Source organism: Nocardia sp. A7 (genome assembly GCF_046549215.1).
Taxonomy (GTDB): Bacteria; Actinomycetota; Actinomycetes; order Mycobacteriales; family Mycobacteriaceae; genus Nocardia.
This window is the reverse complement of sequence record NZ_JAJPWE010000010.1, coordinates 22,655-36,549: the sequence shown is the minus strand read 5'-3', so window position 1 is coordinate 36,549 and position 13,895 is coordinate 22,655. Positions and strand designations below refer to the sequence as shown.

The window sequence follows — 13,895 nt, the reverse complement described above, 5'->3', positions numbered from 1 at the left end:
GTGACACGGCAGCAACCAGACCGATATCTCAGCGCACGGCGTAGTTTCCCAAGCCCGGTTCGAGCGCGTCGAAGGCGATCTCGGCATCGCGGGTCAACGCGGCGGCGATCTCGGCGTTGGATTCACCGTCGAGGGTGCGGCGGGAGACCTCGTCGAACAACACCCGCTGGACGCCGGCGAGTTGGGCCGCCGCGACGCGCGCGGTGATATCGCCCGGGTCGGCGCCAGTCTCCGCGGCGAGCGTCGCGGCCAATGCCGCCTGGCGGTCGTCGTGGAACTCGCGCACGCGCGCGGTCAGCGCGGGACTGTCGGCGATCATTCTGGCGAAGGGCTCTCCGCTGAAGCCGATGAGTTGACTGTGCGCCGCTACCGCCGTCAGGTAGGCATCGCGCAACGCGGCCAGTGCGGATTGCCCCGGCGCGCGTTCCCGCACGATCGCGGCGAGCTGGTCGATGTAGACCTCCCCCAGGTCGAGGGCGAGATCTTCCTTGCGGGGGAAGTAGTTGGTGACGGTCATCTTCGCGACGTCGGCGGCGGCCGCCACCTCGGCGATGGTCACCCGGTCGAATCCCCGCGCCAGGAACAGCTCGGTCGCCCGATCCGAGATCTGCTGCCTGGTCTGCTGCTTCTTTCTGGCTCGAAGCCCCTGTTGCGTCATGTCACCAGCATATCTGAACTCGGCATAAAATTGTTCTTGACATATTTTTAGGTTCGTTCTAAGTTTGCTTTCGTCGCCGCAAGCGACCACGGGTCACCAGCCACACATCCGGGCGCGCATCGAACGGGAGTTCTCTTGACCATCACCGTCACCGCCGATCCCATTCGCGACTACCTGACCGCCATCGGCCGAACTCCCCTACTGACCGCAGCGCAGGAATACGCACTCGGGACGCGCATCGCCGCCGGCGCCGCCGCACGCGCCGAGATCGACTCCGCCGACATCGAACTCACCGACCCGCAGCGAGAACTGTTGCGACGCACTGAACTCGACGGCCTACGCGCGAAAGATCAGATGGTGCGGGCGAATCTGCGCCTGGTCGTCTCGATCGCGCGCCGGTTCCCGACCAACACCGGAATGTCGCTGCTCGACCTGATCCAGGAGGGCACGCTCGGGCTGATGCGTGCGGTGGAGAAGTTCGACCACGAGCGCGGACTCAAGCTCTCCACCTACGCGACGTTCTGGATTCGGCAGTCGATCGGTCGCGCGCTCACCGATCAGGGGCGCACGATCCGGCTGCCCTCGAACGTGGCCGACGTGCTGCACCGGGTGATCCGGGTGCGGCGCGAGCTTGCCCACCAGTTGGGGCGCGCGGCCACCACCGAGGAACTGGCCACGGGCGCCGACCTCACCACGGCGCAGGTCGAGGCGGTGCTGCGGCACGAAGCCGAGCCGGTGTCGCTGCACGCGCCCATCGGCGAGGACACCGATCTGGGCTCGCTGCTGCCCGACACCGCGCCCACGCCCGCGGATGTGGTCGCCGATCTGATGCTCGGCGGATATGTCGAGGCGGCGATGAAGGTGCTCACCGAACGCGAATCCGCTGTCATCCGACTGCGTTTCGGCCTCGATCGCGGAGAAGGACGCACCCTGGAGGAGGTGGGTTCGGCGCTCGGCTTCTCCCGCGAACGGGCCCGCCAGATCGAGGCGAAAGCCATGACCAAACTGCGCAGACCCGCCTGCGCCCGTACGCTGAGCGGATTACTGGGCTGACCTTCCCTCCTATCTTACTCCAGAGTAAGATAGGCGCATGGCATGGAAACCAACTGACATCGCGGACCAGACCGGGCGCACCTTCGTGATCACCGGGGCCAACGGCGGCCTCGGTGCCGAAACCACCAAGGCGCTGGCAGGCAAGGGCGCCACCGTGATCATGGCCTGCCGCAATGCGAGCAAAGCGCAGCCGATCGCCGACGCCATCCCCGGTGACGTGCGAGTGGCCGCACTCGACCTGGCCGATCTGGCCTCCGTGCGCCAATTCGCCGACCAGCAGGGCGAATTCGATGTACTGATCAACAACGCGGGCCTGATGAACATCCCGTTCTCACGCACCACCGACGGGTTCGAGACCCAGTTCGGCGTCAACCACCTCGGCCATTTCGCGCTCACGGGGCTGCTGCTCGACCGCGTCCGCGACCGGGTGGTGTCGATCGCCAGCATCGCGCACAAGCAGACGCCGAAGCTGTGGATCGACGACCTCAACTACGAGAACCGCCGCTACCAGCGCAATCTCGCCTACGCCCAGGCCAAACTCGCCAACCTGATGTTCGGCCGTGAACTGCAGCGCAGGCTCACCGAAGCCGGGTCGGTGAAGAAGTCCTACGCCGTACACCCCGGGGTCTCGGCGACGGATCTGTTCGCCCGCACCGAGACCCCGCTCGACCGGGTCAGCAAGCCGTTCATCCGGCTCATCGGCCACGCGCCAGCCAAGGCCGCCCATTCCACGCTGTTCGGTGCGACCGAACCCGACGCCGATCCCACCGTCTACTGGGGTCCCAACCGGTGGATGCAGTCCCAAGGGCCGGTCGAGGCGTGCCCGTCGACCAACATCTCGCGCGATCCCGAACTGCTGCGCAGGCTGTGGGAGGAATCCGAGCGGATGACCGGGATCAGCTACAAGTTCTGACTCTCCCCCGCCACCGTGAGCACGATCTTGCCGCGGGTGCGCTGATTGTCGATGATCTCGTGGGCCTTGCTCACCAGTTCCAACGGCAGCACGGTCGCCACGTGGGGCCGCAGCGCACCTGCTTCGGCCAGATCGGCGATGGCACGCATGCCCGCGGCGTCGGCCTCGACGATCATGAAACCGGCCCGCAGGCCGAGCGGGCGAGCCACCTCCACCAGTGCGGCTTCCGCAGGGGAGGCCAGCGAGACGATGATGCCGCCGGGGCGCAGGGTACGCAGGGAGCGCGGGCCGTATTCGCCGCCGACGGTGTCGATCACGATGTCGATGCCTTCGGTCGCGTCGACGAAATCTGTTGTCGTGTAGTCGATTACCTCATCGGCGCCAAGTTCGCGGACGAAGTCGTGATTGTCGGCGCGGGCCGTGGCGATGACGTACGCGCCGCGCGCCTTGGCGATCTGCACCGCGACATGGCCGACCCCACCCGCGGCGGCGTGGATCAATACTCGCTGACCAGGCTGCACGTCGGCGGTCTCCACGAGTGCTTGCCAGGCTGTGAGCGCGACGAGCGAAAGGCCCGCGGCCTCGATGTGGGTGAGGTTCGCGGGCTTGTGCGCGAGATGGCGGGCCGGCGCGGTGACGTAGTCGGCGTAGGTCCCCGCGGCGCGGGGCAGACGCGGCATGCCGAAGACCTCGTCCCCGGGGGCGAACAGGGTGACGCCGGGACCGACGGCCTCGACCACACCGGAGACATCCCAGCCGAGCGGGATGATCGCGCCGACCAGTCCGCCGGTGCTGCGGTGCCAGGAATCGGTCGGGTTCACCCCGGCCGCGTGCACGCGGATCAGCACTTCCGCGGGGGCGGGGACGGGCTTGTCCACCTCGATCACCCGCAGGACCTCGGGTCCGCCGAAGGTGTCCTGACCGATTGCGCGCATGGCGTGTCTCCCTGTGTCTCCCAGGCCGTTTCACTGCGAACCGGCCGTGTGCGGTCCACGATGCCGGGTGCGCGATCCGGCGACGAGTGGCAAGAAAGCCAATATGTGCAAGAATCTTGCCATGCATCGCGTGGTGGTTCTGGCACTGAACGGGGTCTATCCGTTCGAATTGGGGATTCCGGCCCGGATCTTCGGCACGGCGACCGATCCCGACGGTGCCGCGCTCTACGACGTGCGCACCTGCAGCCTCGACGGGGCGCCGGTGTCGGCGAATGCCGACTTCACCATTGCCGTCGAGTTCGACAGCAGCGCGCTCGACGGAGCCGACACCGTGGTGATTCCACCGTTCGCCACCTGCGACGCACCGGAATCGGAGTGGATGCCCGCCGGACTGGCTCGCGCACTGAGCCGCGTGCGACCCGAGACCCGCATCGTTTCGATCTGTACGGCCGCCTTCGTACTCGCCGCCCTCGGCCTCCTCGACGACCGCCCCGCCACCACGCACTGGAAGCAGGCCGAGCGCTTTCGCAGCCTGTTCCCCCAGGTCAGGATGGACGCCGATGTGCTGTTCGTCGACGAAGGCCGCATCATCACCGCCGCGGGCAGTGCCGCCGGGATCGACGCGTGCCTGCACCTGCTGCGCCGCGATCACGGCAGCGCGGTCGCCAATCAGGTCGCCCGCCTGTGCATCGTGCCGCCGTGGCGCGAAGGTGGCCAGGCACAGTTCATCGATCGCCCGATCCCCGAACCCACCACCGCGACGACCGCCGCCACCCGCGCCTGGGCCATGTCCCGCCTCGATCGCCCGCTCCCGCTCACCGAACTCGCCGCCCACGCCCGCATGAGCGTGCGCACCTTCTGCCGCCGCTTCCGCGAGGAGACCGGCCTCCCACCCGGCCAATGGCTCACCCAGCAACGCGTGGACCACGCTCGCCACCTCCTCGAGGCCACCGACCTGCCGATCGACCGCGTCGCCGCCGAAGCAGGCCTCGGGACCGCGGCCTCCCTTCGCCAACACCTGTCCACGGCGATCGGCGTCTCCCCCAGCGCCTACCGCCAGACCTTCCACGCGAGGGCCTCGCGCTGACTCGGAGGTGACGCCCGACTCAGGCCGCGACCTGCTCCTACGTGCTCTGTAGTAGGCGGGTACCGTGGAGCGCGTGTCCGTTCCACCTCCTCGCCCGGCGCACAACCGTCCGGCCCTGATCGCGCTGGTCTGTGTCGCCGCGCTCGGCTGTCTGGCACTGGCCTGGTGGCAGTGGGAGCGGTTCGAATCGTCGACCGGTACCGGGCAGAATCTCGGGTACGCATTGCAGTGGCCGCTGTTCGCCGGGTTCGCGGTGTTCGCCTATGTACGGTTCGTGCGGCTCGAGCGCGAGGCCGAGCAACCCGCGCCGCCACGTGCGGGCAAGGCCGAGGCACCACGCGAGATCCCCGCGGGCATCCTGCCCGAGCGACCGAAGGCCGCCACGTCCGACGACCCGGAAACGGCCGCCTACAACCAGTACCTGGCGCAACTGCACGCCAACGACACCGATGCGCAGGTCCGCACCGCCGGCTTGCACTCCCCCGAGAGGAACGCCGGGTGACCGACAACGACACCACCACTTCGCTGGACAAGGGCACGGCCGTCCCGGCGGGCAGCGCGCCCACCGCGAAGATCGCCTCAGCCCTGCAGCGCTATCGCGTGCTCGCCTGGGTCACCGGCCTGTGGCTGCTGCTGCTCACCTTCGAAATGGTCGCCAAGTACGGCTTCGGCGTCGACACCCCCAGCTGGATCGCGGTCGTGCACGGCTGGGTGTACTTCGCCTACCTGCTGGTCACCGCCGACCTCGCCGTGAAGGTCCGCTGGCCGATCGGCCGCACCGTCGGCACCCTCATCGCGGGCACCATCCCCCTGCTGTCGTTCTTCGTCGAACACCGCAACGCCAAGGACGTCAAGCAGCAGTACAGCCTCTGACTTCGGCGAAAAGCGCCGCCGCCCCGGTAATCCGGAGCGGCGGCGCTGTCGTTGTGCGGTCAGCTCGCTCGACCTCAGGCCAGGGCGGCCAGGGCGGGGATGAGCTGGGTGAGGGCACGGCCGCGGTGGGAGACCGCGTCCTTTTCGGCGGGAGTGAGTTCGGCGGCGCTGCCGGTGCCGCCCTCGGGGAAGAACAGCGGGTCGTAGCCGAAACCGCCGTCGCCGTGGGGTTCACGGGCGATCGTGCCCGGCCATTCGCCGCGCACCACCGTGGTCGTGCCGTCGGGCAGGACCAGCGCGCAGGTGGAGACGAAGCGACCACCGCGACGGTCGTCGGGGACGTCGCCGAGTTGGGCGAGCAGCAGGGCGTTGTTCGCCGCGTCGTCGCCGTGGCCGCCTGCCCATCGGGCCGACAGCACACCAGGCATCCCGTTCAGCGCATCCACTTCGATGCCGGAATCGTCTGCCACACAAGGCAATCCGGTCGCGACGGCACCGTCACGCGCCTTCGCGATCGCGTTCTCCTCGAAGGTGGCGCCGGTTTCGGGCGCCTCCTCGTAGGGCGGCACCTCGTTCAGGCTCACCAATTCGACTCCGGCGACACCGGCCTCGTCGAGGATCCGGCGAAGTTCCTTCAGTTTCTTGGCATTTCGGCTGGCCACCAGCACCCGCACGGCCACGACTACCTCTTCGCCGACGGCTCGGGCAGGGTGCCCGGGTACGGCAGTGCCAGTGCCTGCTTCTGGATGGCGAACAGCTGCTCGGCACCGAGGAAGGCCGAGTCCAGCATCTTGTCCAGGGTCGATCGCGGGAACGTCGCGCCCTCACCGGTGCCCTGGATCTCGACCAGTGTGCCGGTGTCGGTGGCCACCACGTTCATGTCGACCTCGGCGCGCGAATCTTCCTCGTAAGGCAGGTCGAGGCGAACGCGCCCGTCGACCACACCGACGCTGACCGCGGCGATCATGCACGAGATCGGCTGCGGGTCAGCCAGTTTGCCCGCGGCGGCCAGGTAGGTCACCGCGTCGCAGAGCGCCACATACGCGCCGGTGATCGCCGCGGTGCGGGTGCCGCCGTCGGCCTGCAGCACATCACAGTCGAGCGCGATCGTGTTCTCGCCCAGCGCCGCCAGATCGATGCAGGCCCGCAGCGACCGCCCGATCAGCCTGCTGATCTCCTGCGTCCGCCCACCGACCTTGCCCTTCACCGACTCACGTCCGCTGCGGGTATGGGTGGCCGCGGGCAGCATCGCGTACTCCGCGGTCAGCCACCCCAACCCCGAATCCCGGCGCCACGGCGGCACCCCCTCGGTGACGCTCGCGGTACACATCACCCGCGTCTGCCCGAATTCCACCAGCACCGACCCCGCCGGATGCGCAGTGAATCCCCGAGTGATCTTCACGTCGCGGAGTTCGTCATCCGCCCTACCATCAGCTCGTCTAGACACAGCCGACAGTGTAGGTGGAGTGCTGGCGCGCTCGAGTCCGGGACTACAGGTCGAAGGTCTCCCCCGGCGACACCGCGTGCACCGGCCCCGAGAACGCGGCCTTGGCCTCCGCGATCACATCCTCGCGCGAAGTCCACGGCGGAATATGCGTCAGCAACAGCTCCTTGGCCCCGGCCCGAGTAGCGATCTCCCCCGCCTCGGTCCCCGAAAGATGAATCCCCGGCGGACGATTCGCCGGATCATGAGTCCACGACGCCTCAGCCATCAGCACGTCGGCACCCCGCGACAACTCGACAACCGCATCGCACATCGCCGTATCACCGGTGTAGACGAAGACCCGTCCATCCGCGGCCGTGATCCGCAGCCCGTAGGACTCCGGCGGGTGGAACATCCGCCGAGCCTCCACCGTGAGCCCTGGCCCGAACGGAATCGGCGTGTTCTCGACCCACACCTGCGAATCGATCACATCGGACCAGTCGTCGGTCTCGCCACCGATCTCCGCCGACGCGTTCCCGATCCGCAACGCCGCATCGGAGGGCCCACGCACCACGGCCTTGCCGGTCGGCGGATTCGGGTGATAACGCCGCCACACCAGCAGTGCGGGCAGATCCAGGCAGTGATCCGCGTGCAGGTGGGTGAGGAAGATGTCGACATCGGCCGGGTTCATGTGCTTCTGCAGCGCACCGAAGATCCCCGGCCCGAAGTCGATGACGGTCGGGCGCATACCCGGGCCCGTCAGCAGGTAACCCGACGCTGGGGAGTCCGGGCCGGACACGCTGCCCGAGCACCCGAGGACGGTAAGGCGCATGCCCCCATGCTGCCACGACGTGCTGGTACTCACTGCAGGATCCCCCCATTTTCCAGACCGGATCCCCGGCTACCGCGTTGGTACTGCGCGGCCGACCGATACACCACGGCGGCGTCGACGTTCATCTGCTGAGAGTACCCAGCCCGCGAGCACTCCACCCACCGCCCCGAAAAGATGCCCCTGCCAAGAAATTCGAGGGTCGCTCGGCAGCACACCCCACAGCATCGAGCCGTAGAAGACGAGGATCACCAGCCCCACCACGATCTGTCCCACATTGCGGGCGAACCACCCGCGACAGATCAGATAGGTCAGCCAGCCGAACACGATCGACGACGCGCCGACATGCACGCTCCCCGTCGATCCGGTGAGCCAGGTGCCGACGCCGGCGATCACCCAGATGATCGCCGTCGCCGCGATCCCGCGCCCGATTCCGGAGAGCAGGACGAGGAAGCCGAGGACCAGCAGCGGCAGCGAGTTGGCGAACAGATGGTCCCACCCGCCGTGCAGGAGCGGCGCCCACAGAATGCCGTCGAGCCCGGAGACCTCGCGCGGCTCGATGCCGGCCGCGTCGAGTTCGCCCACCGCGCCGGGAGGCGAATCGTAGGAGAGCACCGTGTCGACGCCCTCGATCACATACAGCGCCCCGACGAAGCCGAAGATCCCGATCGCGGCCCGGATCCACGACCCTGGGCTGCGCACACCGATACCCGAACTCGCGTTACCGAACGAGGCACCCACCCCACCGCTCACCGACATCGCCTCCACTTCGGCACAGGACCGTGAAACAGCCCACTGACCTGAGCGTACCGAAGCACAGCGACATCGGGTCAGGCCCAGAGTTGCCCGTCCAGCTTCTCCTCGGCTTCGTCCAGCGTGCCGTCGTATGCCCCGGTAGACAAATACTTCCACCCACCGTCGGCGACCACGAACGCGATATCGGCTCGTTTGCCCGCTTTCTGCGCCTTCTTCGCGATGCCGAGCGCGGCGTGCAGGATCGCCCCGGTGGAAATCCCGGCGAAGATTCCCTCCTCGCCGACCAGTTCGCGAGTCCGCTTCACCGCGTCGTACGGGCCCACCGAGAATCGGGTGGTGAGGACTTTCTCGTCGTAGAGCTCGGGAATGAAACCCTCGTCGATATTGCGCAGCCCGTAGACCAGCTCGCCGTATCGGGGTTCAGCGGCGACGATCTCGATCTCGGGCACATTCTCGCGCAGATACCGGCCGGTGCCCATCAAGGTGCCGGTAGTGCCGAGTCCCGCGACGAAATGCGTGATCTCCGGCAGGTCGGCCAGCAATTCCGGTCCGGTGTTCTCGTAATGTGCCAGCGCGTTGGCCGGATTGCCGTACTGGTACAGCATCACCCACTCCGGATTCTCCGCGGCGATCCGCTTGGCCATCGCCACCGCCTGATTCGACCCACCCGCCGCGGGCGAGTCGATGATCTCGGCACCGAACATCGTGAGCAATTGCCGCCGCTCCACCGACGTGTTCTCCGGCATCACGCACACGATCCGGTAGCCCTTGAGCTTGGCCGCCATGGCCAGTGAGATCCCGGTATTGCCGCTGGTCGGCTCCAGAATCGTGCACCCGGGCGTGAGCAGCCCGTCGGCTTCGGCCTGTTCGATCATCCGCAGCGCGGGCCGGTCCTTGATCGACCCCGTGGGATTGCGGTCCTCGAGCTTGGCCCACAGCCGCACATGATCGTCGCCGTCCCATTGGGGCGACAGTTTCTGCAATCCGACGAGCGGGGTATTACCCAGCGTCGCGATCAGCGATTCGTAGCGGGCCACGGTGTCAGGCGCCGCCGGCCACGGCGGGCAGGATGGTCACCGACGCGCCGACGGGCACCTCGGCTTCCAGCCCACCGGAGAAACGCACGTCTTCGTCGTCGACGTAGATATTGACGTAGCGGTTGAGTTTGCCGTCGGACAGCAGCTTCTCCGCCAGCCCGGGGTGATTCGCGTCGAGGTCGGCGATGAGCGCGGACAGCGTCGAGCCCTCGCCCTGCACTCGCTTCTCACCTCCGGTGATACCACGCATGATGGTCGGAATGGACACGGTTACCGGCATGGGGACTCCTCGGGGTGGTGACTTTTCTCGGACGGTTCAGTAGGAATCGACGATGCGCACCGGTTCTTCGGTGACCTCGCCGTCGACGATGCGGTAGCTGCGCAGTTCGTGCTCCTGTGGGTCGCGCGTGGAGACCAGCACGTAGTGCGCGTCCGGTTCAGCGGCGTAGGAGATGTCGGTGCGGCTCGGGTAGGCCTCGGTGGCGGTGTGCGAGTGATAGATGACGACCGGCACTTCGTCGGCGTCGTCCATCGCGCGCCACACGCGCAGTTGTTCCCCAGAATCGAACCGGTAGAAGGTGGGCGAGCGTTCGGCGTTGACCATCGCGACGAAGCGTTCGGGCCGGTCACTGCCCTCGGGCCCGGCGATGATGCCGCAGGCCTCGTCCGGGTGGTCGGCGCGGGCGTGTGCCACCATCGCGTCAACGAGATCGGCCCTGATCACCAGCACTTCATCGACCCTTTCCACATCCTGCTTGCGTGCTGTCGAGCACCTTCCTCGACAACGACTCACCCTATTCGGGTATTCCGCGGGGCACGCACTCCGGTCCCGGCCGGGCCGTCACCGCGGGGGTGGCAAGCCGCCGCGGGGCTGGTCAGCAGGGGATTCCGGCCTAAGCAGCACGACGCGCCGTTCGCGCGCCGATCAGCGCGGAAACAGGTCGTGGTAGGCCGGGATTCCGGCGATCGAGGTCGCGGCGAGCACCGCGTCTACTACAGCGCGCTCGACGACCACCGCCGCGGCCGTACACAGCTGGTCGAGCAGCAGCAGGTCACCGGGAAACGCGCGCGGCAGCTCGAGCGGCGCGACTTCGATGGCGCCGGTGGACAGCGCGAACAGGGTGTCGCCGTCGAGCGGGGAATGCACGGGCCTGATCGCCCTGGCGAGTCCGTCGTGCCCGGTGGCGGCCATCCTGCGACAGGCGGCCGGGTCGATGGCGGCATCGGTGGCGATCACGCCGATCGTCGTGTTGAGCACCATGCTCTTCGCCGGTAGCGCGGCGAGTGCGGCGATCTCGTCCGTGGTCCCCGGCCGCAACCCGAAGAAGTCGGGTCCATCGGTGCCGACACCCCACGGCAACCCCGTGCGCGGATCGACGACCGACCCGACGGGATTGGCCACGATCACCGCGCCGACGGTCACTCCGGCACCGGGACCGTCCGCGAGAACCACACTCGCCGAACCGATTCCGCCCTTGATCGCACCCGCCCGCGCGCCGACACCGGCACCGGCGGTACCCCTGGCGAACTCGGTCGACGCAGCCGCCGCCGCGCGATAACCGAAGTCCGCATCGGGCCGAATACCCCAGTCCCCGACCGGCAGATCGAAGATCACCGCGCCCGGCACGATCGGCACCACCCGACTCGGGTCGGCCGGGTCCATCGGAATGCCCTCGCCGTGTTCCTCCGACCAGCGCATCACCCCGTCGGCGGCGGCGAGACCGTACGCGCTGCCGCCGGTGAGCAGCACCGCGTTGAGTTGGCGGACGGTGTTGGCCGGGTCGAGGAGGTCGGTTTCCCTGGTGCCAGGTCCGCCGCCGCGCACGTCGACCGAGGCGGTGGCGCCACCGGGCACCCGCACAACCGTGCAGCCCGTCGCGGCGCCCGCGCCGTCGGAGACTTCGGCGTCGAGGGCCTGGTGGTGGCCGACAAGCACACCGGCGACATCAGTGATCGAGTTGCGTACCCCGGGGCCGCTGCGCATCATCTCGTCCTTCGTCTGCGAATCCGGCGCTCAGGGCGCGAGCGCTTGCAGGAGTGAATCCTGCATCCAGGTCAGCCAGTGGTAGACGTCCAGATGCGGGGCGCGCGGATCTTCCGGATCGAAGTGGTCGGGCGTGTCGTCGTCGATGTCGAGCAGGGTGCCCAGCGCGAGACGGACATCGGTGAGCGCGGCCAGCCACGCGTCGGCCTGCTCGGGGGTGAGCACGATCTTGCCGCCCATGTCGGGGCAGCTGTCGAGCACCGCCCGCCCGGCCGCCAGTTTCGCGTCGATGATCTCCGGCTCGTGCAGGCTGCGCAGGGCACTGTTGAGGTCGGCGCGCTTGGCGTCGGGAGAACCTGGTTCGGCGCGGTGGAAATCGGGCAGCAGGCGCAGCAGCTGCGGATCCTCGGGCGGGGTGGAGTTGCCGGTGCGCAGACCGGTGAGCGCGGCGAGTTCGTCTTCGGGGGCGTCGGCGGCGCGGTCGCTGAGCAGGCCCGACACCGCGCTGATCAGGGAGCGCAGGACGCTGGCCTCGTGCTCGTCCATTTCGGATCGAAGCTTCAGGCCACTCAGTGAGTTCTTCCTGCTCCACTTGCGCACAGGCCCAGGTTACTCAGGTCGTCAGTCGCGCTGCATGGTTGCCCAGAGGCCCGCGGCGTGCAGCCGACGCACATCCTGTTCCATCTTGTCGCGCGAACCCGAGGACACCACCGCTTTGCCCTCGTTGTGCACCTGCATCATCAACTCGGTCGCCTTGGCTTTGCTGTAGCCGAACAGCTTCTGGAAGATGTAGGTGACGTAGTGCATGAGATTCACCGGATCGTCCCAGACGACGGTGACCCAGGGCCTGTCCTCGGCCTCCAGGATCTCGGTGTATTCCGTAGTCTCCGGCGTCGCCTGCGGTGCCGACAGTGCGGCGTTCACAGCGTCGGTGACGGCGCCGGCCCGAACGGTATTGCACACGGCCATGAAAACCAGGGTACGACGAGGCCCACCGGAAACAACACCCGCGGTGACTAGAGTTTCTGATGTGCAGATCCGTGACGAGTTCGCCAGCACCGCGCTGCTGACCGACCAGTACGAGTTGACCATGCTGGCCGCGGCGCTGGCCGACGGCTCGGCCCACCGGCGGTGCACCTTCGAGGTGTTCGCCCGACGTTTGCCGAACGGGCGCCGCTACGGTGTCGTCGCGGGCACCGGTCGCCTGCTCGACGCGCTGGCCCATTTCCGTTTCGGCCCCGACGAGCTGGCCGTGGTCGAAAAATTCCTCGACCCCGCCACCGTCGACTGGTTGCGCGAATATCGCTTCACCGGCGATATCGACGGCTATGCCGAAGGTGAGCTCTACTTCCCCGGTTCACCGATCCTGACCGTGCGCGGCAGTTTCGCCGAATGCGTGGTCCTCGAGACCCTCGCCCTGTCGATCTTCAATCACGACAGCGCGATCGCCTCGTCGGCCGCGCGCATGGTGAGTGCCGCGGCGGGTCGGCGGATGATCGAGATGGGATCGCGGCGCACCCACGAACTCGCCGCCCCGTCGAGCTCACGTGCCGCCTACCTGGCCGGATTCGACGCCACCTCCAATCTCGAGTCCGTGCGCAGCTTCGGCGTGCCCGGCGCGGGGACCAGTGCGCACGCGTTCACCCTGCTGCACAGCGGCGCCGACGGCGAACACGAGGCAGCGGCCTTCCGCAGCCAGATCGACGCGCTCGGCATCGGCACCACCCTGCTCGTCGACACCTTCGACATCACCAGGGGCGTCGCCACCGCCATCGAGGTGGCCGGGCCGGAGCTGGGCGGGGTGCGCATCGATTCCGGCGACCTCGGCGTGCTAGCTCGACAGGTCCGCGACCAGCTCGACGCACTGGGCGCCATCGGCACCCGCATCGTGGTCTCCGGCGATCTGGACGAGTACGCGATCGCGGCGCTGCGTGCCGAACCCGTCGACGTGTACGGCGTCGGCACGTCGGTGGTCACCGGTTCGGGCGCCCCGACGGCGGGCATGGTCTACAAGCTGGTCGAAGTCGACGGCATTCCGGTCGCCAAACGCTCGAGTCACAAGCAGTCGCGCGGTGGGACCAAGAAGGCAGTGCGATTGGCCCGCGCCACCGGCACGATCGTCGAGGAGATCGTCTACCCCGAAGGCGCGCAAGCGCCGGACACCAGCGGCTTTCAAGTGCGCGAGCTGCAGATTCCGCTGGTTCGTGGCGGCAAGGTCGTCGACGATGTCGCCACGCTGGCGCAGAGTCGCGACCTCGTGGCCCGCGGATTGGTCAGTCTGCCGTGGGAGGGCTTGAAGCTCTCGGCAGGCGAGCCCGCCGTGCCGACGACCTTCCTCGGCTGAGCA

At 68.0% G+C, this 13,895-nt stretch carries 19 protein-coding genes; 7 read left to right on the top strand and 12 right to left on the bottom strand.

All coding sequences use genetic code 11. From position 1 onward, the window contains the following. Positions 1 to 28 precede the first annotated feature (28 nt). Entirely contained in the window at positions 29 to 658 is a 630-nt protein-coding gene (locus tag ACLJPD_RS32475; protein ID WP_410877287.1) for a TetR/AcrR family transcriptional regulator, read from the bottom strand. 135 nt (positions 659 to 793) lie between these two features. On the opposite strand from ACLJPD_RS32475, the gene ACLJPD_RS32470 reads away from it, so the two are divergent. Both ACLJPD_RS32470 and ACLJPD_RS32465 read left to right on the top strand, forming a co-directional pair. Beyond that, entirely contained in the window at positions 794 to 1,711 is a 918-nt protein-coding gene (locus tag ACLJPD_RS32470; RefSeq protein ID WP_410877286.1) for an RNA polymerase sigma factor RpoD/SigA, read from the top strand. Between the two features lie 37 nt (positions 1,712 to 1,748). Next, positions 1,749 to 2,624, top strand: a complete 876-nt coding sequence (locus ACLJPD_RS32465; protein WP_410877285.1) for an oxidoreductase — start codon at positions 1,749 to 1,751, stop codon at positions 2,622 to 2,624. Here ACLJPD_RS32465 and ACLJPD_RS32460 read toward each other — a convergent pair. After that, a complete protein-coding gene (locus ACLJPD_RS32460; RefSeq protein ID WP_410877284.1) occupies positions 2,612 to 3,559 on the bottom strand; it encodes an NADP-dependent oxidoreductase in 948 nt (315 codons plus the stop codon). The two genes, ACLJPD_RS32465 and ACLJPD_RS32460, sit on opposite strands and share 13 nt — an antisense overlap. A gap of 121 nt (positions 3,560 to 3,680) precedes the next feature. Between ACLJPD_RS32460 and ACLJPD_RS32455 the strand changes: the two genes are divergently transcribed. The 3 genes from ACLJPD_RS32455 to ACLJPD_RS32445 all read left to right on the top strand — a co-directional run bounded on the left by ACLJPD_RS32455 (position 3,681) and on the right by ACLJPD_RS32445 (position 5,519). After that, positions 3,681 to 4,646 (top strand): GlxA family transcriptional regulator, encoded by a 966-nt coding sequence (locus ACLJPD_RS32455; protein ID WP_410877283.1) that lies wholly within the window; start codon positions 3,681 to 3,683, stop codon positions 4,644 to 4,646. 73 nt (positions 4,647 to 4,719) lie between these two features. Further along, positions 4,720 to 5,148, top strand: coding sequence for a transcriptional regulator (locus ACLJPD_RS32450; RefSeq protein ID WP_410877282.1), 429 nt, complete (start codon positions 4,720 to 4,722; stop codon positions 5,146 to 5,148). Then, a complete protein-coding gene (locus ACLJPD_RS32445; protein WP_410877280.1) occupies positions 5,145 to 5,519 on the top strand; it encodes a DUF3817 domain-containing protein in 375 nt (124 codons plus the stop codon). Before ACLJPD_RS32450 ends, ACLJPD_RS32445 begins: the two co-directional genes overlap by 4 nt. A 74-nt stretch (positions 5,520 to 5,593) precedes the next feature. Here the strand turns inward: ACLJPD_RS32445 and rdgB are convergent, their stop codons facing one another. From rdgB to ACLJPD_RS32410, 7 genes are all read right to left on the bottom strand, one after another. Next, on the bottom strand, positions 5,594 to 6,199 hold the full coding sequence (gene rdgB / locus ACLJPD_RS32440) for an RdgB/HAM1 family non-canonical purine NTP pyrophosphatase (protein ID WP_410877278.1): 606 nt from the start codon (positions 6,197 to 6,199) through the stop codon (positions 5,594 to 5,596). 2 nt (positions 6,200 to 6,201) lie between these two features. Next, the gene (gene rph / locus ACLJPD_RS32435; protein ID WP_410877276.1) at positions 6,202 to 6,966 is read right to left on the bottom strand and encodes a ribonuclease PH; all 765 of its coding nucleotides are present in this window, start codon (positions 6,964 to 6,966) and stop codon (positions 6,202 to 6,204) included. 43 nt (positions 6,967 to 7,009) lie between these two features. Next, positions 7,010 to 7,774, bottom strand: a complete 765-nt coding sequence (locus ACLJPD_RS32430) for a cyclic nucleotide-degrading phosphodiesterase (RefSeq protein WP_410877275.1) — start codon at positions 7,772 to 7,774, stop codon at positions 7,010 to 7,012. Positions 7,775 to 7,843: 69 nt separating this feature from the next. After that, positions 7,844 to 8,530 (bottom strand): rhomboid family intramembrane serine protease, encoded by a 687-nt coding sequence (locus ACLJPD_RS32425; protein WP_410877274.1) that lies wholly within the window; start codon positions 8,528 to 8,530, stop codon positions 7,844 to 7,846. 71 nt (positions 8,531 to 8,601) lie between these two features. Next, positions 8,602 to 9,564, bottom strand: a complete 963-nt coding sequence (locus tag ACLJPD_RS32420; RefSeq protein WP_410877273.1) for a PLP-dependent cysteine synthase family protein — start codon at positions 9,562 to 9,564, stop codon at positions 8,602 to 8,604. A 4-nt stretch (positions 9,565 to 9,568) separates the two neighbouring features. Further along, positions 9,569 to 9,844: a MoaD/ThiS family protein gene (locus ACLJPD_RS32415; protein ID WP_379239291.1), complete on the bottom strand. Its 276-nt coding sequence runs from the start codon at positions 9,842 to 9,844 to the stop codon at positions 9,569 to 9,571. 36 nt (positions 9,845 to 9,880) lie between these two features. Continuing rightward, entirely contained in the window at positions 9,881 to 10,294 is a 414-nt protein-coding gene (locus ACLJPD_RS32410; protein ID WP_358071628.1) for a M67 family metallopeptidase, read from the bottom strand. A gap of 29 nt (positions 10,295 to 10,323) precedes the next feature. Between ACLJPD_RS32410 and ACLJPD_RS32405 the strand changes: the two genes are divergently transcribed. Then, the gene (locus ACLJPD_RS32405) at positions 10,324 to 10,461 is read left to right on the top strand and encodes a hypothetical protein (protein ID WP_410877272.1); all 138 of its coding nucleotides are present in this window, start codon (positions 10,324 to 10,326) and stop codon (positions 10,459 to 10,461) included. A gap of 28 nt (positions 10,462 to 10,489) precedes the next feature. Here the strand turns inward: ACLJPD_RS32405 and ACLJPD_RS32400 are convergent, their stop codons facing one another. Genes ACLJPD_RS32400 through clpS form a run of 3 tightly spaced genes read right to left on the bottom strand, consistent with a single transcriptional unit; the run spans position 10,490 to position 12,517 of the window. Then, on the bottom strand, positions 10,490 to 11,551 hold the full coding sequence (locus tag ACLJPD_RS32400; RefSeq protein ID WP_410877271.1) for a P1 family peptidase: 1,062 nt from the start codon (positions 11,549 to 11,551) through the stop codon (positions 10,490 to 10,492). 27 nt (positions 11,552 to 11,578) lie between these two features. Further along, the gene (locus tag ACLJPD_RS32395; RefSeq protein WP_410877270.1) at positions 11,579 to 12,148 is read right to left on the bottom strand and encodes a DUF2017 domain-containing protein; all 570 of its coding nucleotides are present in this window, start codon (positions 12,146 to 12,148) and stop codon (positions 11,579 to 11,581) included. Positions 12,149 to 12,169: 21 nt separating this feature from the next. Beyond that, a complete protein-coding gene (gene clpS / locus ACLJPD_RS32390) occupies positions 12,170 to 12,517 on the bottom strand; it encodes an ATP-dependent Clp protease adapter ClpS (RefSeq protein ID WP_379226911.1) in 348 nt (115 codons plus the stop codon). A 61-nt stretch (positions 12,518 to 12,578) separates the two neighbouring features. On the opposite strand from clpS, the gene ACLJPD_RS32385 reads away from it, so the two are divergent. Next, entirely contained in the window at positions 12,579 to 13,892 is a 1,314-nt protein-coding gene (locus tag ACLJPD_RS32385; RefSeq protein ID WP_410877269.1) for a nicotinate phosphoribosyltransferase, read from the top strand. Positions 13,893 to 13,895: the final 3 nt, after the last annotated feature.